The organism is Martinezella tropici (assembly GCF_003287875.1).
GTDB lineage: Bacteria > Pseudomonadota > Alphaproteobacteria > Rhizobiales > Rhizobiaceae > Rhizobium > Rhizobium tropici_C.
The window spans coordinates 264242-283272 of record NZ_QMKK01000022.1; the positions used below are offsets into that span (position 1 = coordinate 264242).

Sequence of the window (19031 nt, forward strand, 5' to 3'; positions counted from 1 at the left end):
CTCAGGCTGTCAGCGGCGCGGGCCGCGGGCCACTCGTTCGATTTCCTCGCGCACGAGGCGCTCGACGAGGGTCGGCAGATTATCGTCGAGCCATTCCTGCAGCATGGGGCGCAGCATTTCCTGAGCCAGTTCATCGAGGGAGCGGCGCGGGCCGCCATCGACGATGGCGGCAAGCTCTTCAAACGAACGGGTAACCTGCGCGCCGGCTGCTTCAGACATCAGCGGCGATGCAGACACGAGCTGGGCCGGCGGCAGGGACGCTTCCATTTCCGCCGCAACGGCAGCGGTCGGCTCCGGAGCCTGGAAAACCGGTGACTCGACCGACGCGGCTACCTGAGGCACCGGGGCAGCGACCGTCGGCTGCAATTCTTCCCTTTCGGATTCGGCACCGACCTCTGCGGCAGCCTGCATGGCCAGTGAAGCTGCCGGCGCTGCGATATCGGCAATGGTGTGCCGCAACGGCACATCGGCCATCGGCTCGACATGGACTTCGGCAAGACGCGCGGCCATGGCCGGCGGCAATTCACGCGGCTGCGGGGGCTCGCGCCCGGCATTCAGCAATGCAGCGGCGTTGCGTTCGGATGCAGCGCGCACACGCGCGGCGACATCCGCCAGCGACAGGCCGCGACCGGCACCATCCGGCTCGGCAACGGGCATTTGCGAGTTTGCGGCGACGAAACGCGGGTCCTGCTCCGCGGCACGGGCGCGATCCGCGGCAGCGAACTCTTCATCCACGGTCAGCGGAATATCGTCGTCGCGCATGCTGGAAGCGGCAAGATGAGGGGAGGAAATCGGCTTGGTGCCTACAGGCTCGTTGCTTTCGATGATCCTGCGGATCGATGCCAGGATCTCTTCCATGGACGGTTCACGCACTACATTTGGCTGAGCCATATTCATCCCCGTTTTCCATATTCAACGACCGGAAACGCGCCAACACGGCACCCGAATCAGGGCCACCCTAGATGACTGCCTTCGGGAAAAAAATCACCGTCAAAGCACTAAACCCGGTGATGCACAGTTTTGTTACGACCACGACGAATCGCTCCATCGCCTGCGATTCTGCCACAGGCGACGGCAATAAAAAACAGGCGCCTCAAGGCGCCTGTCGCAAGCTGGATCATCAGACCGTTCTGAAAATCAGAATACGAATTCCTTGGCCTTGGCAAAGCCCGGCAGCGGCTTGATCGATGCGTTGAAAAAGACGTTTTCCGAGAAGGCGCCGCGTTCGCGCATGAAAACAGTGGCGCGGGCGGCATGGCCATAGCCGATGACCGTGATCAGGCGGCCGTCTTCGCCGAGTTGGTCGAGCAGTCCCTGCGGCAGCTGCTCGATCGAGCCATCGATAAAAATCACGTCATAGGGGGCATTGCCGGCGTACCCCTTTTCCAGATCACCGGTGACGACCGTGACATTGTCATAGCCGAGTGCGGCGATATTGGCCTTGGCCTGAGCGGCAAGTTCCTCATCGCTTTCGAGGGCGACGACCTTTTCGGCGAGCAGCGACAGGATGGCGGCTACATATCCAGTGCCGCAGCCGACATCGAGAACCTTGTCTTGCTTGGTGATGACGCCAAGCTGCAGAAGCTTTGCCAATGGCGATGCCTCCATGAGAAAGCGGGCCGGCTTGCCGGCCGACGCAGCGGCGATCTCGATGTCATTGTCGATATAAGCCAGGAGCTTTGACTTCTCCGGCACGAAATTTTGGCGCGGTACCGTCAAAAAGGCGTTCAACACGGAATGGGAGGTGACATCCGTCGTCCGGATCTGGTTCTCGACCATCTTCACGCGCGCTGCTTCGAAATCCATCTTGTCCTCTTGCGCCCTTCATGCCCGAACGGGCCTGCTCTGCTTTCTGTTACGCGTGTCTTAATCGCCTGACGCCACGCTTTCAAGGCATTGCGGCAACTGGGGCGGAGATTCATGGCCAGACGTCGCCCGCGCACAACAAACGGCGCCCTGGAATGCGGGTCCGAACCTCTCGACAAATCCCGTTGCCGACGACATCGCGCTGCTCGCCGTGCTTCAGATCGAAGCATCCGTTAGTAAAATGTTAACTTCCCAGGACCACGCTTCATAACCTGGAACCGCCTGAGTGTGGTCACAGATCAACCTTCCGGCCCGAAGCCTTTCGGGTTAAGACTAAATTCGAATAGAAGGTGACTGGGATGCCTGTCTCTCTCGTTCTTTTCGTTGCAACCTCGTTGCCGCTCGTGGTCTTCCTGGCTGCCAGTCTTTCTTCCATGATGTAGGTTTCCGAATGAGGCTTTCGCTCTCCCTCGCAGCGCTTCTCCTTCTTCTGCCTCAAGGCGCATCGAGCGAGGAAGCTCCGCAGGAGGCGACGCCCATCATCGGACACGTCGTGACCGGAAAACAGCTAGACGAATGGTGCGAAGAGGATCGCACGCTCGCTTCGGTCTATATTCAGGGCATTCTCGACGAAGCGCAGCGGACGAAAAACCTGACAATCCGTGCCACCAAGCAGACGCCGAAGAACTCGTCCCGCTACGAGCGCTATCTTCAGCAATTTGTCGGCGCCTTCTGCCTGCCGCCCGATCTCAGCAACACAAAGGCAACCGCGATCGCCTGCAAGTGGATGGCGGAACACTCATGGCAGCTCGAACGCCCCGCCAGTTCGCTGATCGCACGTTCCTACAAATTCGCCTTTCCATGCCTTGAGGAATAGGCATTCACAGTCCCTGCGGCTTCAACTCCCATAAGCAATTGAATCTTCCAAAATCCCGCCCCAGCATGAAGACCCGTGGAACAATGCCTTTGCTTGGCCCACGTCACCGAGGCACGCAACATCTCATTCCTGTTGACAATTAGTAAGTAAAACTTATAATTAGGACGCTGAATTTGATTGACCTCTAGTCCAGCGAAAGGCGGCCCAGTTTTTTCCCTAGACTGGACCGCTTTTGCTTTTCCGGACGTGACGATCGCCGCAACACCCAGCTGCGCCTCACGATATTTCCGCCGCCCGGTCTGCAGAAAGGCCATCTCCCCTGTACCTTAAGCGTCATTTCAGTTTCAAATGCGACGCTGCGGTGGGGGGAATCTCTATGGAATTGCCGAGGTCGCCGTGGTCTACGCTGACGTCGTGCGAGCGCAACAAGCTCGCTCGGCTGGTCATGAAGATGCTGCTGCCAATCTTCGCAGCTCTGACGCTGCTTGGCGTCGCGTTGCTTATCCTGACGACATAATGCGAACAGGTTGCCACTGACACGCACAGCAATCCAAAACGGTGGTGTGGATAACCATGCCCGCCGAACGAACGGCAAATGGATCGGTTTCAGCCACCACATGCTTTAGAAATCGAACAGAACATTTTTCAAAAATTGCCTCTTGCGGTTTTCTTTGGATCATTCTAAATCCGCGCCACCACAACGCAAATTGTTTCCGGATGGCCTCGTGGCGGAGTGGTTACGCAGAGGACTGCAAATCCTTGCACCCCGGTTCGATTCCGGGCGAGGCCTCCATTCTCCCCTTTATATCGGTAGGCAGTGGAATTCGGGGCGTCTTTTTGAAGACGCGGCCATTGGCTGACGCTTTGCCTTCTTTGACCTGGGGCCATAGCCGGAACGGTCCGCTCACTTTCGGGTGAGCCCTTAGCCAGAGGCGCCAGTCCATTCAGGTAGGTTATAGGTACCTGCGGTAGATGCTAAAATCAGCGCTACCGGTTTGGACGCCACCCCCGAGCCGGACAGTGCCGCGTCCGACGAGAATACGCCCCCAAAGTAATGTCGTCGGACGCACCACAGCCAAGCCGGCTCGGAAAACGCCCTTTCCCCGATTTCTTTCCTGGAGAATCATTTCCGCAACCGCGGTTCAAAGCCTTAAATTTGTAGGAGGGCGTAGTGATTGCTCATAGTCGATCGACCAGAAGCGGTGGGTGGCATAACTATGATCATATGACGGCAGCCCTCTTCTCTATATCGGCCGCTCGCATATTCCTTTCACCCACCAACTCCAGCCGTTTCCACGCTATAAAAGCGGATGTCGTGCTGACGATATCGAAAGCGGCCGTGGTCGGTCCCGATTAACGAATTGCGTCATTTTTGCAACAACGTCCATTTTCAAGTAGTGCGCATATAGTTCGTAACTCTTAGTATCTTGCCAAATCAGCGAAGCAGGTTCACGAAATAGTTCGCGAAGCTTATTACTTCGCACCTACTGAATAGGGAACATGAACGGGATGGGGTTGGGCACGTCGTTTTCGGCGCGATATCTCATGCCCAATCAAGAAAGATTGGAGTTACTATGAACATCAAGAGCCTTCTTCTCGGCTCCGCTGCTGCGCTCGCGGCAGTTTCCGGTGCTCACGCGGCCGACGCCATCGTCGCCGCTGAGCCGGAGCCGCTGGAATACGTCCGCATCTGCGACGCTTACGGTGCTGGCTACTTCTTCATTCCGGGCACGGAAACCTGCCTCAAGATCGGCGGCAAGGTTCGTACCGAAGGTGAATGGTACAATGCTTACAACCGTGACAGCCACCAGGGCACGCTCTGGCACACGCGCGCCGAGCTGAACGTCGACACCGCGACCGACACCGAATACGGTCCGCTGAAGACCGAAACCATCGTTCGTTGGGACTGGAACGACGGCGGCTCCACCTCCACCAACCTGCTATGGTCCTACATCAGCCTCGGCGGCTTCACCGTTGGTAAGAAGGACTCGCAGTACAACCTGTACATCGGTTACGCCGGCGACGTCATCAACGACGACGTGATCTATGACGGCCCATACGAACTCAACCAGTTGACCTACGAATATGATGCGGGCAACGGCTTCTCGGCAGTGATCTCGCTTGAAGATTCCAACTCCGCCACGACCGGTTCGGCATCCTACGGCGCAAGCTGGTGGACGGACGACCGGACCAACCACTACGCTCCCGACGTCGTTGCCGGTGCCGGCTTCAAGTCCGGTGCATGGGGCTTCAAGGTTGTCGGCGGTTATGACTCGATCGTCGAAGAAGGCGCCATCAAGGCTCGCGTCGATGCCGATTTCGGCGCATTCACGGCCTTCTTGATGGGCGGCTGGAACACCGACGGCGACAAGCTCAACAAGTATGCCGGCACGAACCAGGACGTCTCCGCTTGCACGGCGCCGAACGGCACCGTCAATGCCTCTAAGTGCGGCTGGGGTGACTGGGCCGTTTGGGGCGGCGTCGGCGTTCCGTTCAACGACAAGCTGAAGTGGAACCTGCAGCTTGCCTACAGCGACTCGAAGATCTTCGAAGCAACCACGAACCTGAAGTTCAATCCGGTCAAGAATCTCCTGGTCGAGCCGGAAGTGACTTACGTTCACTATGACTATGCCCACGACGACACCGTTTCGGGCATCCTGCGCTTCGAACGCAACTTCTGACCTGATCAGACTTGACCTCCGATCAGAGAAGGAAGGGGTCCGGCTTTCCCTGCCGGCCCCCTTTTTGACGGCAACTCCTGGAAATTGCAGAGCCATCCTGCGATCAGCACGCGTGTCACAAGGCTTCCGATCAACCGGAGAAGGGAACCTTGTCGTCACCGTGGCGTTTTTCGCTGAAAGGGACGTGGCTGAATATAGGAGTTACCGCCTTGAAACATCTCGCCTCAATCGCCTTGACCGCCGCGCTTGCCTTGGGTTCCGTACTATCGGCTGCCCTGCCCGCCGCGTCTACAACGCTTGGCAGTTCATCGACGGCTTCGAACGTCATCCTGGTGCAGGAACGCGGAACACGCAGATATCCAGATTACGACCGCCGGCCTTATTGGCGTGACCGTGATTACGACCGCCGCCATTGGCGGGAGCGCCGCTGGGAACGCCGCCATTGGCATAACAGATGGCGGGACGACAGATGGCGGGACGACCGTCGTTATTATCGTCGGCACCATAGCGGCGTAATATTGGAAATCCGCCCCTGATATCCCAGCGCCGCTTCCCGCTAAGCCGCAAGGCAAGATGAAACGGACACGCAATCCTTCCGACTGCACCAAAAGAAAACGGCCGCTGCTGAGATATCGGTAGCGGCCGCTTGTTTTCGGATTAGCCTACTGCCATTCGCGCTGTCCGGACAATCAACTGCAGCGCAAGTCACTTGCTGTTGCGGCAAAAAATCGAGAATGATGTGCGCGCCGCTTTTCACCCGATCGCAGAGCGGATGGGCAGAAGGCGCCGGAGGCGTTCATCGCGAAGATAAAGCCCGCTCCACGCCATGACTCCCAGAAGCAAACTGATAAGTTGTGGCGGCGAGCCGATCTCTCCAAGACGGAAATGCGTGCAGATTGCGCCGCCAAGAAAGCCCGTCATCAGGACTGCGCCGAGCACCGCCGTGTGCGGAACTGCGTAAAGAACCGCACAGACGAGGATGATCAGCCCGACTGCTCCCGCCTGATTGGCCGAAAATCCGGTTGCGGTCATCTCCGCCGTAAGTGTGGCGGGCGAAAACAAGTTGACGGCGGCGTCGGCCGCAAAAGCAAGAGTCACGATCGCCGTGAGCACTCATCCCGCCCACGAAATGCGACGCGTAGCCGCCTTCCAGGCGACTGCATTCTCCACCATGCCAGATCTCCCCTGCCCCCTTGCGGTCCCAGCCGGTGCAAAGAGCACGCGATCCTGCCACGACTTGGAAACGCTGGCAATGAGAACGGTTTGCCGGGGAAATCCAGATAGAAGACAGAGGTCGAGAAACTGCCGGCGCGAAGCATGTGCAATAAAACTGCCAAACTGCGCTGCCAGAGCTTTGCCGTTCAGAGGCTGGCCAACCGCCTGCACGAGACAACGACCATCGCTCGGCAAAACGACGACGCTTTCGCCACTATCTCTATGCTGCAATATTTATGGAAGAAAGTGGCTCCCCGGGCCGGATTCGAACCGGCGACCTGTCGATTAACAGTCGAATGCTCTACCGCTGAGCTACCAGGGAATGCGCTTGGCGCGGTGTGAGTGGGCTTCTACAAATGCTTTCTCGATTTGCCAAGCGGTTTTTTCAAAAAAATCGAATTCTCTTGCATTATTTCCCCGCCTCACCATTTCCTGTGGATGACCGATCAGAGCCGAACGACCGAAAATGCCGATCGAAATGGCCGGAAAACCCGCCGTTTCGGCATTGATCCCGCAACACGCGAGCTTGTTTTCGGCTCCTTGAGAATTCCCCTGCCGCAGTCACGCCTTGCCCGCCTGGGCGTGGGAGTTGCCCTCATCTTCGGCGGCCTGCTCGGCTTCCTGCCGGTGCTCGGTTTCTGGATGCTGCCCTTGGGCTTCATCGTGCTCTCGCACGATATGCCCATCGTTCGACGCTGGCGCCGCCGCTTCGCCGTCTGGTGGGCCAAGAAACGCCGTCCGGCGGACTAGTCGGTCGCTGCGCCGATCGCGCGGGCTGGATTGCCGACAACGGTCGCACCGGCTGCGACATCCCTGGTCACGACCGCGCCCGCGCCGATGATTGCGCCATCGCCGATCGTCACGCCGCCGACAAGGATTGCACCACCGCCGATCCATACGCTGCTGCCGACGGTGACCGGCCGCGCGATTTCGATACCCGCACCGCGCAGCTCGCGATCCTTATGGTGCTCGGCACAGTAGATATGGACGCCCGGTCCCAGCATACTGCCATCGCCGATGCGGACGCTGCCGCTGTCGAGAATGGTGCAGCCGGCATTCATATAGACCCGCCGGCCGAGTGAGATGTTGATGCCATAGGAGCAATGGAACGGAGCCTCGATGAAAACATTCTCGCCGGCATCGGCAAAGAGCGCCGCCAGAGCCGGTCCGATATTGCCGCGCTCGACAGGCGGCATCGTATTGTGCTGATGCACTGCTTCCCGGGCCTGCCAGCGCAGACGATCGAGCTCGGGATCGAAGCAGCAATACCATTCTCCCGCCGCCATCTTCTGCCGCTCGCTCAGGTTCATTGCTTGCCTCCTCGCATGCTTCTCCGGATTCGTCTCGAAGCGATCATGCATCACCACTCGGGCAGGCAGCAAGCAAGCCAATCTTCGGCTTACGAATATGCGAGGAGCCCGGCGCGAACCAGCCAATATCGCACGCCTCGATTAGCGTTGACTCAAATGCCTGATCGTTCAAAGATTGGTTGCCCGAAATCCCTGATTTCGGCCGGAAATGCCCGGCAATACGGGATTCTTGCCCTCAACAAACTGTCACACAGCTTGTCTATAACCCGCGCTACCGCGGACTTGCGCAAGGCCACCGGTTCCGAGCTTTCAAAAAGGAAATAGGGATTATGTCGAAACTTAAAAACTACATTTCGGCCGCTGCTGCCGGCGTCATGAGCGTAGCGCTGGCTTTGCCTGCTGCCGCTGCTCCGGCCAAGTTCGATTTCTGGTTCGGCCTGTCGGGCGACCTGGAACGCGTCGTACAGACGCTCTGCAAGAACTTCAACGATTCCCAGAAGGATTACGAAGTCTCCTGCGTCAGCCAGGGCAATTACGACGCCGCGCTGCAGAACACCATTGCCGCCTTCCGCGCCAACAAGCAGCCGACGATCGTCCAGGTCTATGACGTCGGCACCGCCACCATGATGCTTTCGGGCGCTTACTACCCGGTCAGCAAGCTGATGTCCGAAAACGGCTACAAGGTTAAGTGGGACGACTATTTCCCGGGTATTGCCCGCTATTACGCCACCTCCAAGGGCGAACTGCTCTCCTTCCCGTTCAACTCCTCGACTGCCCTGCTCTACTGGAACAAGGACGCCTTCGCCAAGATCGGCAAGACCGCCGCTCCGAAGACCTGGGAAGAAGCTGCCGAAGACATGAAGGCGCTCAAGGGCGCCGGCTATGATTGCCCGATGGCGATCAACATCTCCGGCAATGAAAGCTGGCAGCTGATGGAGCAGTTCTCTGCTATCCACGATCAGCCGGTTGCCACGAAGAACAACGGCTATGACGGCCTCGATGCCCGCCTGACCGTCAACAAGACGAAGTTCGTCAAGTACGTAACGGACCTCAAGGGCTGGTACGACCAGGGCCTCATCAAGATCAAGTCCAAGGACCTCGGCCAGGACATGGTTCAAGCCTTCGCCGCCGGCGATTGCCAGATGATCATGACCTCGGTCGGCGACCACGGTACCGTTGGCAAGACGCAGAAGGCCGGCATGAACTGGGATGTCGCCGAGCTTCCGGTCTACGCCGGTACCGAGCGCAAGAATTCGCTCGTCGGTGGCGCGTCGCTCTGGGTTCTCTCCGGCAAGTCGGCTGACGAATACAAGGGGGCTGCAGCGTTCCTCGACTTCATCGGCAAGCCCGAAACGGCTTTGTTCTGGTCCACCAACACCGGCTACATCCCGGTCAAGAAGTCCGGCTTCGACTTCATGAAGTCCTCCGGTTTCTATGACAAGGCTCCCTACAAGGGCCGCGAAGTCGCTATCGCCAGCCTGACCGCTTCCGAGCCGACCCCGATCACCCGCGGTGTCCGCCTCGGCAACTTCACGCAGATCCGCGCCGAATTCGGCAACCAGATGCAGGCCATCTTCGCCAACAAGGTCAGCGTCCAGGAAGGCATCGACAACCTGGTCAAGAACGGCAACGCCGTCCTCGACCGCTTCGAAGCCACCTACAAGGGCAAGCAGCTGCCGTAAGCAGCGCAAGCTCGCGACAGACAACGTCCGCCGGGATTCCCGGCGGACGTTCGTTATGAGAGCAAGCGTGGCATCGGGATACCAAGCCGGAAGAGACAATGGAAAAGCGTATAACTTTCAGCAAGTGGAGTGTCGGCATCCTGTTCGCGGTGCCGCAACTGCTCCTCATCTTCACCTTTTTCTATTGGCCGGCCGGTCAGGCGGTCTTCTGGTCGCTGACGCTGCAGCAGCCCTGGGGCGGCGGCAATATCTGGGTCGGGCTCGACAATTTCAAATCGATCCTCGCTAATACTGATTACTGGAACTCAGTCACGATCAGCATCATTTTCGCGGCCATCAGTACCGGTATTTCCATGGGGGCCGCACTGATACTTGCTGCTTTGACCGATCGGCAGCTGCGGGGTTCGAAAATCTACCGCGTGGTATTGATCTGGCCCTATGGTATCGCGGCTCCCGCGTCGGCAATGGCCTTCCGCTTCATCCTGGCGCCGGAGGCCGGATTCATGTCGGTCGTCAACCACTATTGGCCAGGTTTCTGGGATCCGGGCCTTGACGGTACGGCCGCAATGGCCTCGATCATCGCCGCCTTCTCGTGGAAATATATCGGCTACAGCTTCATTTTCTTTCTGGCGGCCTTCCAGGCCATCCCGCGTTCGCTGATCGAGGCGGCCGCCATGGACGGCTCCGGCGTACTGCGCCGGTTCTGGGACATCCAGTTCCCGCTGATCACGCCGACGATCTTCTTCCTGCTTGTCATCAACATCACCGAAAGCTTTCAGGATTCATTCGCCATCGTCGACATCATGACATCGGGCGGCCCGCACAACTCGACCAATCTCATGGTCTACAAAATCTATTCAGACGGCTTCAAAGGCCTCGATTTTTCCGGTGCGGCGGCGCAGAGCATCATCCTGATGCTGCTGATCATCGTCCTTACCATCTTTCAGTTCCGCTTCATCGAGAAGCGCGTGCATTACCGTTGAGGCTGATATGGTCGAGCGCACACCCATCCTTAATTTCTTCACGCACCTGATCCTGTTCATCGGCTTCGTCGTAGCAGTCGGACCTTTCGCCATCGTCGCCATAGCGGCGTCCCATAATCTCGCCGATGTCAATAAAGTGCCGATGTCGCTCATCCCCGGCTCGGACTTCTGGGTCAACATGAAGACGGCGTGGACGACTGCCAATCTTGGTCCCAAGCTGCTGAACAGCCTGATCTTTGCGGGAGGCGTCGCGGTAGGAAAGGTGGCCATTTCGGCGATCACCGCCTTCTCACTGGTCTATTTTCGCTATCCGGGCCGCCACTTCATTTTCTGGCTAATCTTCATAACGCTAATGCTGCCGCTCGAAGTGCGTATCGTGCCGACCTATGCGGTCATAGCGAACGTCCTGTCGCCCTATCAGGGGCTGCTCGACATCACCGGCATCAGCTGGCTTGTCGAGAAGCTCACGGGTGTTCAGATCTCACTGGATTTCGGGCTGCTTAACTCCTCCCTCGGTCTGATCCTGCCGCTGATCGCAACGGCGACCGGGACCTTCCTCTATCGTCAATTCTTCCTGACGATACCGGACGAGCTTACCGAGGCCGCGCGTATGGATGGCGCCGGAGCGCTGCGCTTCTTCATTGATATCCTGCTGCCACTGTCGCGCACCAACATGGCCGCGCTCGGCACCATCATGTTCCTCTGGGCCTGGAACCAGTATTTGTGGCCACTGCTCGTCACCACCGATCCAGCTCACATGACTGCGGTCACCGAACTCAAGCAGCTCATCCCGAACATCGGCGGCCTTCCCGAGTGGCACATCGCCATGGCCGGCACGCTGATCGTCATGCTGCCGCCGCTTGCCGTCGTCGTGCTGATGCAGCGCTGGTTCGTTCGCGGCCTGATCGCAACCGAGAAGTAAGTGCTCCTGCACCATGCTCGGTGCAGTCATTGCGAACCAGTCTCCTCTCTCGGCGCGCGGCGGTGCAAGCACGTGCGAGGCACGTCGACACTGCAAGATCGCTCTCTCCGCGAGGGGAGAACGACCTTGCGGCAACGATTTCGCTTCATACGCGATTGGAGAGGGCGCTGGCTCGCAATGGCCGAAAATAAAAGCCCGGAAGTCGGGAAAGACTTCCGGGCGCACCTGTTGAAAAGTTATGTTTGAAAATCAGCTCGCCAGCACCTTCAGCGGCGTGACTGTGGCGACGGTATCGAGCCGCAACCCGGTATCCTGGGCGAAGAGATGGGTATGCTGCTGCGGCAGCTCCAGCGCGACCGACTGACCGGTCTGACCTGTCGTGTGGTCGGCAACGGCGACCGCGAAGCTCGAACCGTTGATATCGCAATGAATGACGCGGCCCGCGCCGAGTTCTTCGACAAAATCGACCGTTGCCGGGATAGCGCCCGGCGTGCCTGCGGGGACGAGACGCGCATGCTCGGGACGGACGCCGAGGACAACCGGCTGACCGGCATGGCGCTTGCCGATATTGGCGTCGATAGCGATCGGAATGCCGTCGAAGATAAACTGTTCGCCATTGGCAGCAAAAGTGCCTTCCAGGAAATTCATGGCTGGCGAGCCGATGAAGGAGCCGACGAAACGGGTGCGCGGCGTGTTGTAGACCTCGAGCGGCGTGCCGACCTGCTCGACATTGCCCTTGTACATGACGACGAGCTTGTCGGCGAGGGTCATGGCCTCGACCTGATCGTGGGTGACGAAGACCGATGTGGCCGACAGGCGCTTGTGCAGGCGGCGGATCTCGACACGCATCTGCACGCGCAGCTTGGCATCGAGGTTGGACAGAGGCTCGTCGAAAAGGAAGACCTTCGGCTCGCGGATGATGGCGCGGCCCATGGCGACGCGCTGACGCTGACCGCCGGAAAGCTCGGCCGGCTTGCGGGCCAGGAAATCTTCGAGGCCAACGATCTTGGCAGTTTCCTTGATGCGGCGCTCGCGTTCGGCGCGCGGCACACCGGCAACCTTGAGCGCATAGCCCATGTTGGCGGCGACATCCATGTGCGGATAGAGCGCGTAGTTCTGGAAGACCATGGCGCAGCCGCGCTCGCGCGGCTCGAGCTGGTTGACCACCTTGCCATCGATGATGATCTCGCCCGAGGTGATGTCCTCAAGGCCGGCGATCATGCGCAGCAGCGTAGACTTGCCACAGCCGGAAGGTCCGAGGATGACGACAAATTCGCCCGATCGGAAATTCAGGTCGACGCCGTGAACGACCGGATTGCGGCCATAGGCCTTGCGAACTTGCTCGATGCGGATTTCCGCCATTTTTAATCTTCCCCGCCTGTCCATTCTCGGCACGTCAATCGGGTGGACTGCTAGCGAATTTGCATTACAGAACAGTGACAAGCATTCCTTATACCACAGAGGATAGCGAGTTTTCCTTACGCGAGTTGCGTGTGGCATTCGCTTATGTAACGCGCGGTAGCGAAACCATACGATGGTCGGCATCGTATGGGGGTTTCCCCCGTTACAAGGCATGCGACAAGCACAGAGGATAGGCGATCGGCCAGGACCATGACGACATCGACAAAAGAGCCGAATCCCATCCTGCTATGGTTTCGCAAGGATCTCCGCCTCGACGACAACCACGCGTTACAGGCGGCGGCAATATCGGGCCGCGCGGTAATTCCCGTCTATATTCGCGAGCCGGATGCAACGGAGCGTGGCCCGCTCGGCGGAGCGCAGCAATGGTGGCTGCATCATTCGCTCACCGCCTTGCAAACCGCCCTCAATGCACTCGGAAGCAGGCTCATCCTCCGCCAGGGCGATGCGCTGACGGTGCTCGAAAAACTTATTGAGGAAACCGAGGCTGAAGCCGTCGTCTGGAACCGTCGATACGATCCGGCTGGGATCGATGTGGACATCCAAATCAAGAAGGCGTTGCGGAGCAAGGGCATCGAGGCCAACAGCTTTGCCGGCCAGCTGCTGCATGAACCGACACGCCTTCGCACGGGCGCAGGCGACCATTACAAGACTTACACGCCGTTCTGGCGTGCCTTCGAGCAATCCGGCGAGCCGCCGTTTCCGATAGAAGCGCCCGCAAAGCTCCTCGCACCCAGCCGCTGGCCGCAATCGGACGCGCTCGCCTCTTGGTCAATGCTGCCCACAAAGCCCAACTGGGCAGCAGAATTCCCTAACATTTGGACGCCGGGCGAGACCGCGGCACATGAGAAGCTCAAGGATTTCGTCGATGGCGCCATCGATGATTATGCGGTCGGCCGCGATTTTCCGGACAGACCGGCGACCTCCCTGCTCTCGCCGCATCTGGCGCTCGGAGAGATTTCGCCTGCCCGTATCTGGCACGCGACGCGCGGACTATCAGGCAAAATCTCGGCGGATAATATCGTCCGCTTTCGCAAGGAGCTTGTCTGGCGGGAATTCTGTTACCATCAGCTCTTTCATTTCCCGAAGCTTCGGACAGCCAATTGGAACAATCGCTACGATGATTTTCCGTGGCTATCCGATGCCAAGCTGCTCACACGCTGGCAACGCGGGCAAACCGGTTATCCGATCGTCGATGCCGGCATGCGGCAGCTGTGGCGCCATGGCTGGATGCACAATCGCGTTCGCATGATCGCGGCCTCCTTCCTGATCAAGGATCTGCTGATCGACTGGCGCAAAGGCGAAGCCTGGTTTCGGGATACGCTCGTCGATGCCGATCCGGCCGCCAATGCGGCAAACTGGCAGTGGGTTGCGGGCTCCGGCGCCGATGCCTCGCCCTTCTTCCGCATCTTCAATCCGGTGCTGCAGGGTGAGAAATTCGATCCGGATGGCCGCTATGTGAGGGCTTTCGTGCCGGAGCTCTCCAAGCTCGAAAGCAAATATATCCATCGACCGTTCGAGGCGCCTGATGACGTACTCAAGCGTGCAGGCATAGAACTCGGCAAGCACTACCCCCGGCCGATCGTCGATCATGCCATGGCGCGGCAGCGCGCACTCGCTGCACACGCATCGCTTAAAGATGATGGATAGGCGCTATTCGGCCGGATGCGCGGTAATATGCGGCCCGACAGGCCGGCGCTTCCTGCCGCTTCCCAGAAGATATCCGAGCACCCGGAAATAGAGGCTATAGGGCAAGAACTTCAAAAGCTTTGCCCGGAAAACCAGGCTCTTCGGGAAGCAGATGTTGAAGGCCGATGATTTCAATCCGGCCGATATCGCCTCGGCCGCCTGCTGCGCCGATACTATATCGGGCATCTCGAACTTGTTCTTTGCCGTCAACGGCGTATCGACGTAACCGGGCGTGACAAGCTGGATACGGATGCCCATGCGATCGAGCTCGAAATTCAAGCTCTCGGCCATGTTGATGAGTGCGGCCTTGCTGGCGCCATAGGCAGCGCCCCCGGGTAGGCCGCCATAGCCGGCGGCGGAAGATACGAGGGCAACCTGGCCGTATCCCCTGGCGCGCATATGTCGGACCGCCGGAACGAGGCAGTTGACGACACCATGAAGATTGACCGCGAAACTGCGCTCGAACGCCTCGTGATTGAGGTCTTCACCGCGCGCGGACAGATAGATGCCGGCGTTCAGGACCGCCAGGGCGACCGGGCCGTGCTGATATTCGATGGCTGCAACGGTGTGCTCCATATCCTCGGCATTGGTCACATCGCCATCGAGCACGACGATGCTGCCGGCAAGTGCGCTTGCCTCTGCCTGCAAGGCCAGAAGCTTGTCATGGCTGCGGGCAGTCACGGCAACTTTATAGCCTTCATCTGCCAGTTTCAGCGCAAGCGCGCGGCCGATACCGGAACTCGCGCCGGTAATCCAGACGACTCCATGTTCAGGACGTGCGATGAACGGGCTCATGGCTCTTCTCCTTGGCTGGCGGCCGCCTGAATCAAACGCTTTACCGAGGCCGCCCGTGGCATTTTAGAAATAACGTATCATTGTGGCCGCTTTCGGCCTGTTTGGCGGCCCAGCGAGGGAAACAATGTCACCGAATGGAGACTGGCGCGCCGTGTGGCAGACTTCGGCGGACGAAGGTTGCCAAGTCGAATTTTGCGGCGCGAACAAATAGCGAGGAACAGAATTTCTTGCCTATACCGCCTTGTGAAGGGAAAAGACCGTTCTTACAGTAGTTGCGAACAGAAGGCAGATTCCAATGACCGTCCATCCGTCCGTCCTCGAAGCAATTGGCAATACGCCGTTGATCAAGCTCAAGGGCGCCTCCGAGGCGACGGGCTCGACCATTCTCGGCAAGGCCGAATTTCTCAATCCCGGCCAATCGGTGAAAGATCGCGCCGCGCTCTACATCATCCGCGATGCCGAGAAGAAGGGGCTGCTGAGGCCCGGCGGCGTCATCGTCGAGGGCACGGCCGGCAATACCGGCATCGGCCTGACGCTGGTTGCCAAGGCGCTCGGCTATCGCACCGTCATCGTCATTCCTGAGACACAGAGCCAGGAAAAGAAGGATGCGCTGAAGCTGCTCGGCGCCGAGCTGGTCGAGGTTCCGGCTGTCCCCTACAAGAACCCGAACAACTATGTGAAGGTCTCGGGCCGGCTAGCCGAACAGCTCGCAAAGACCGAGCCTAACGGCGCGATCTGGGCAAACCAATTCGACAATGTCGCCAACCGTCAGGCCCACATCGAGACGACCGCCAAGGAAATCTGGCACGATACCGATGGCAAGATCGACGGCTTCATCTGCTCGGTCGGTTCCGGCGGCACGCTCGCGGGCGTAGCCATGGGGCTGCATGCCTTCAACAAGGACGTCAAGATCGGTATTGCCGACCCGGAAGGCGCGGCCCTCTATGAATTCTACAAGAACGGCGAGCTGAAATCCTCCGGCTCCTCCATCACCGAAGGCATCGGCCAGGGCCGCATCACGGCGAACCTGGAAGGCTTCACGCCCGATTTCGCCTATCAGGTTACCGATGCCGAAGCGCTTCCCTACGTCTTCGATCTCGTCGAACACGAGGGCCTGTGCCTCGGCGGTTCGACGGCCATCAATATTGCCGGCGCGGTTCGTCTCGCCAAAGATCTCGGTCCCGGACATACGATCGTGACCATCCTGTGCGATTACGGCAATCGCTACCAGTCCAAGCTCTTCAATCCCGACTTCCTGAAGTCGAAGGGCTTGCCGGTGCCAGGCTACTTGGAAAAGCGGACTGAAATCGCCGTCCCATACGAAACAACAGCGTGATCTGATGACCGTCAATGCCCTCTATCGTGACGATTTCTATCTCTCGACCGCGGAAGCCGTCGTCACCGCAATTCACGAGGACGGGGGTATCGAACTCGATCAGACCTGCTTTTACGCCACCTCGGGCGGCCAGCCGGGCGATACGGGTTTCCTGGAGCGCGGCGACGGCTCCAGGATCATGCTCGGTCAGACGAAACATGGGCCGATCAAGGACATCATCATTCACGTCCCGCTCGAAGATCAGCCCCTGCCCATCCTCGGCGAAAAGCTGGTGCTGCACATCGATTGGGCGCGCCGCTACAAGCTGATGCGGATGCATACGGCCTGCCATCTGCTTTCGGTGGTCTGCCCCTATCCGATTACGGGTGCTGCGGTCGGCGAAGATGAAAGCCGCGTCGATTTCGACATGAGCGAGACGATCGACAAGGATGCGGTGACGGCGAAAATGATGGCGCTCGTCAATGAGAACCATCCCGTTTTCGTCCGCTGGATCACGGACGAAGAGCTGGTTGCCAATCCAGGCATCGTCAAATCCAAGAATGTGCGCCCGCCCATGGGCCTTGGCCGGGTCAGCCTCGTCTGTATCGGCGAAGATTCGGCCATCGACAGCCAGCCCTGCGGCGGCACGCATGTGTCGGAGACGCAGGAGGTCGGCGCTATCCACATCGCCAAGATCGAGAAGAAGGGCAAGGAAAACCGGCGCTTCCGCATTCGCTTCGGCGCACCGAGCGACGAGAATTGACCGGGCAACGCCTATATCCTTATCCCGATATCCCGATATCAAAACCAAGAGACATAAGCAGGGAGAGATCATCATGACAGCGGACAAGAGCCGTTTCGTCGTATCTGCCGACTGGCTGCAAGGCGAGCTGGGAGCCAAGGACCTTCGCATCCTCGATGCATCCTTCTATCTGCCGGCCCAGAAGCGCAATGCCGATGCCGAATATGCCAGTGGCCATATTCCCGGTGCGATCCGATTCGATCAGGACAAAATTGCCGATCATTCGACCAACCTGCCCCACATGGTCCCCTCGCCCGAATTCTTCGCGTCCGAAGTCGGCAAGCTCGGCATCAGCGACAGCGATCGCATCGTGATCTATGACGGTCCCGGCCTGTTTGCCTCACCGCGCGTCTGGTGGCTGTTCCACATCGTCATGGGGGCGCCAAATGTGTTTGTACTCGATGGCGGTCTGGACGGCTGGAAGGCCGAAGGGCGGCCGCTGGAGACGGCGACGCCTAGCTTCGCGCCCGCAACTTTCAAGCCCAAGTTCAACGGCAGCCGCGTCGTTTCACTCGAAGAGATGCGAGAAATCGTCGACAGCCGTTCGCTGCAGATCGCGGATGCCCGCAGTGGCGGCCGTTTCGCAGCTACGGAGCCGGAGCCCCGCGAAGGCATGCGCTCGGGCCATATGCCGGGCGCGAGAAGCCTGCCATCCGGCGTCTTTGCCACGAATGGCAAGTTCAAGTCGCTGCCGGAATTGAGGGAAACCATCGAGAAGGCCGGCATCGATCTCGACAAGCCTGTGGTGACGACCTGCGGATCCGGCATTACCGCCGCCATCATCACGCTGGCGCTCGAATCTCTCGGTCACGGCAACAACAAGCTCTATGACGGCTCCTGGTCGGAATGGGGCAGCCGGGCGGATACGCCCATCGTCACCGGTCAAGATTGAGCATCATGGCCGTGAAGACGCCCTCCTCCATCAAGGTTCACATCACCCGCCTGGAAATGACCGCGCCGCCCAAGGCCAGTCTGCCGGTGCCGGTCAATATCCAGACCGCGATCATGCGGACGCCTGGCATCCCGCTGCCCTTCTACCGCTATCTCTATCGCCAGGTGGGCGCCCGCTGGCATTGGGTGGAGCGTCTACGCCTCTCCGACGAGCAGCTGACGGCCGTTCTTCACGACCAGCGCAACGATATCAGCGTACTTTACGTCAACGGCGCGCCGGGTGGATTCTTCGAATATTTCCGCCAGGATGAGGAGACGATCGAACTCAGCCATTTCGGCCTTATCGAAAACGCGCTCGGTCTCGGCATCGGCAAATGGTTTCTGCTGCAGTCGCTCTACGCCATCTGGACGCTGAACCCGCAGCGCATCGTGACGACCACAAATAATCTCGATCATCCCAGGGCATTACAGCTCTATCAGATGTTCGGATTCTCGCCGATTTCGACTGGCGAAGGTATCGTTCGGCCATTGAGCGACAAGGAGCTGCTTGAGCTCGCCAAGAAAGGCTAGGGAACTGAAGCCGCAGGAATCGGGTGGCTTCGCACCTCTCTCCGGCGCATCACATGGCAAATCTCGAAAGGAGC

The 19031-nt window shown here is 59.1% G+C and carries 19 protein-coding genes and 2 tRNA genes; 14 read left to right on the plus strand and 7 right to left on the minus strand.

Annotated elements, in window-relative coordinates; genetic code table 11:
• Positions 1-9: 9 nt before the first annotated feature.
• Both DQ393_RS06535 and DQ393_RS06540 read right to left on the minus strand, forming a co-directional pair.
• Positions 10-891 (minus strand): PopZ family protein, encoded by an 882-nt coding sequence (locus tag DQ393_RS06535; RefSeq protein WP_112341074.1) that lies wholly within the window; start codon positions 889-891, stop codon positions 10-12.
• A gap of 246 nt (positions 892-1137) precedes the next feature.
• Entirely contained in the window at positions 1138-1806 is a 669-nt protein-coding gene (locus DQ393_RS06540; protein WP_112340966.1) for a protein-L-isoaspartate O-methyltransferase family protein, read from the minus strand.
• A 451-nt stretch (positions 1807-2257) separates the two neighbouring features.
• On the opposite strand from DQ393_RS06540, the gene DQ393_RS06545 reads away from it, so the two are divergent.
• From DQ393_RS06545 to DQ393_RS06560, 5 genes are all read left to right on the plus strand, one after another.
• Positions 2258-2683: a Rap1a/Tai family immunity protein gene (locus DQ393_RS06545; RefSeq protein WP_112340967.1), complete on the plus strand. Its 426-nt coding sequence runs from the start codon at positions 2258-2260 to the stop codon at positions 2681-2683.
• Between the two features lie 376 nt (positions 2684-3059).
• Complete coding sequence (locus DQ393_RS33355; protein ID WP_162736968.1) at positions 3060-3200, plus strand: hypothetical protein; 141 nt, start codon at positions 3060-3062, stop codon at positions 3198-3200.
• 202 nt (positions 3201-3402) lie between these two features.
• Positions 3403-3476 (plus strand) — tRNA-Cys (locus DQ393_RS06550).
• Positions 3477-4257: 781 nt separating this feature from the next.
• Entirely contained in the window at positions 4258-5364 is a 1107-nt protein-coding gene (locus tag DQ393_RS06555; RefSeq protein WP_112340968.1) for a porin, read from the plus strand.
• A 209-nt stretch (positions 5365-5573) separates the two neighbouring features.
• A complete protein-coding gene (locus DQ393_RS06560; RefSeq protein ID WP_112340969.1) occupies positions 5574-5900 on the plus strand; it encodes a hypothetical protein in 327 nt (108 codons plus the stop codon).
• 217 nt (positions 5901-6117) lie between these two features.
• Here DQ393_RS06560 and DQ393_RS06565 read toward each other — a convergent pair whose 3' ends face one another.
• On the minus strand, positions 6118-6477 hold the full coding sequence (locus tag DQ393_RS06565) for a DoxX family protein (protein ID WP_245430269.1): 360 nt from the start codon (positions 6475-6477) through the stop codon (positions 6118-6120).
• A gap of 349 nt (positions 6478-6826) precedes the next feature.
• Positions 6827-6901 (minus strand) — tRNA-Asn (locus DQ393_RS06570).
• Positions 6902-7017: 116 nt separating this feature from the next.
• Here DQ393_RS06570 and DQ393_RS06575 point away from each other — a divergent pair.
• A complete protein-coding gene (locus DQ393_RS06575; protein ID WP_112341075.1) occupies positions 7018-7329 on the plus strand; it encodes a hypothetical protein in 312 nt (103 codons plus the stop codon).
• Here DQ393_RS06575 and DQ393_RS06580 read toward each other — a convergent pair.
• Positions 7326-7889: a sugar O-acetyltransferase gene (locus tag DQ393_RS06580; RefSeq protein WP_112340970.1), complete on the minus strand. Its 564-nt coding sequence runs from the start codon at positions 7887-7889 to the stop codon at positions 7326-7328. The two genes, DQ393_RS06575 and DQ393_RS06580, sit on opposite strands and share 4 nt — an antisense overlap.
• A gap of 329 nt (positions 7890-8218) precedes the next feature.
• On the opposite strand from DQ393_RS06580, the gene DQ393_RS06585 reads away from it, so the two are divergent.
• The 3 genes from DQ393_RS06585 to DQ393_RS06595 all read left to right on the plus strand — a co-directional run bounded on the left by DQ393_RS06585 (position 8219) and on the right by DQ393_RS06595 (position 11476).
• A complete protein-coding gene (locus DQ393_RS06585; RefSeq protein ID WP_112340971.1) occupies positions 8219-9571 on the plus strand; it encodes an extracellular solute-binding protein in 1353 nt (450 codons plus the stop codon).
• A gap of 98 nt (positions 9572-9669) precedes the next feature.
• On the plus strand, positions 9670-10554 hold the full coding sequence (locus DQ393_RS06590; RefSeq protein WP_112340972.1) for a carbohydrate ABC transporter permease: 885 nt from the start codon (positions 9670-9672) through the stop codon (positions 10552-10554).
• A gap of 7 nt (positions 10555-10561) precedes the next feature.
• A complete protein-coding gene (locus DQ393_RS06595) occupies positions 10562-11476 on the plus strand; it encodes an ABC transporter permease subunit (protein ID WP_112340973.1) in 915 nt (304 codons plus the stop codon).
• A gap of 249 nt (positions 11477-11725) precedes the next feature.
• On the opposite strand, the gene DQ393_RS06600 is transcribed toward DQ393_RS06595, so the two are convergent.
• A complete protein-coding gene (locus DQ393_RS06600; RefSeq protein ID WP_112340974.1) occupies positions 11726-12838 on the minus strand; it encodes a sn-glycerol-3-phosphate import ATP-binding protein UgpC in 1113 nt (370 codons plus the stop codon).
• A gap of 249 nt (positions 12839-13087) precedes the next feature.
• Between DQ393_RS06600 and DQ393_RS06605 the strand changes: the two genes are divergently transcribed.
• A complete protein-coding gene (locus DQ393_RS06605) occupies positions 13088-14545 on the plus strand; it encodes a cryptochrome/photolyase family protein (protein ID WP_112340975.1) in 1458 nt (485 codons plus the stop codon).
• Between the two features lie 3 nt (positions 14546-14548).
• Here DQ393_RS06605 and DQ393_RS06610 read toward each other — a convergent pair whose 3' ends face one another.
• Positions 14549-15379, minus strand: a complete 831-nt coding sequence (locus tag DQ393_RS06610; RefSeq protein ID WP_112340976.1) for an SDR family NAD(P)-dependent oxidoreductase — start codon at positions 15377-15379, stop codon at positions 14549-14551.
• 295 nt (positions 15380-15674) lie between these two features.
• Here DQ393_RS06610 and DQ393_RS06615 point away from each other — a divergent pair, with 295 nt between their 5' ends.
• From DQ393_RS06615 to DQ393_RS06630, 4 genes are all read left to right on the plus strand, one after another.
• Positions 15675-16715 (plus strand): cysteine synthase A, encoded by a 1041-nt coding sequence (locus DQ393_RS06615; protein WP_112340977.1) that lies wholly within the window; start codon positions 15675-15677, stop codon positions 16713-16715.
• Between the two features lie 4 nt (positions 16716-16719).
• A complete protein-coding gene (locus DQ393_RS06620) occupies positions 16720-17457 on the plus strand; it encodes an alanyl-tRNA editing protein (RefSeq protein WP_112340978.1) in 738 nt (245 codons plus the stop codon).
• A gap of 73 nt (positions 17458-17530) precedes the next feature.
• The gene (gene sseA, locus DQ393_RS06625; protein ID WP_112340979.1) at positions 17531-18388 is read left to right on the plus strand and encodes a 3-mercaptopyruvate sulfurtransferase; all 858 of its coding nucleotides are present in this window, start codon (positions 17531-17533) and stop codon (positions 18386-18388) included.
• A 5-nt stretch (positions 18389-18393) separates the two neighbouring features.
• The gene (locus DQ393_RS06630; RefSeq protein WP_112341076.1) at positions 18394-18957 is read left to right on the plus strand and encodes a GNAT family N-acetyltransferase; all 564 of its coding nucleotides are present in this window, start codon (positions 18394-18396) and stop codon (positions 18955-18957) included.
• The last annotated feature ends 74 nt before the right edge of the window (positions 18958-19031 follow it).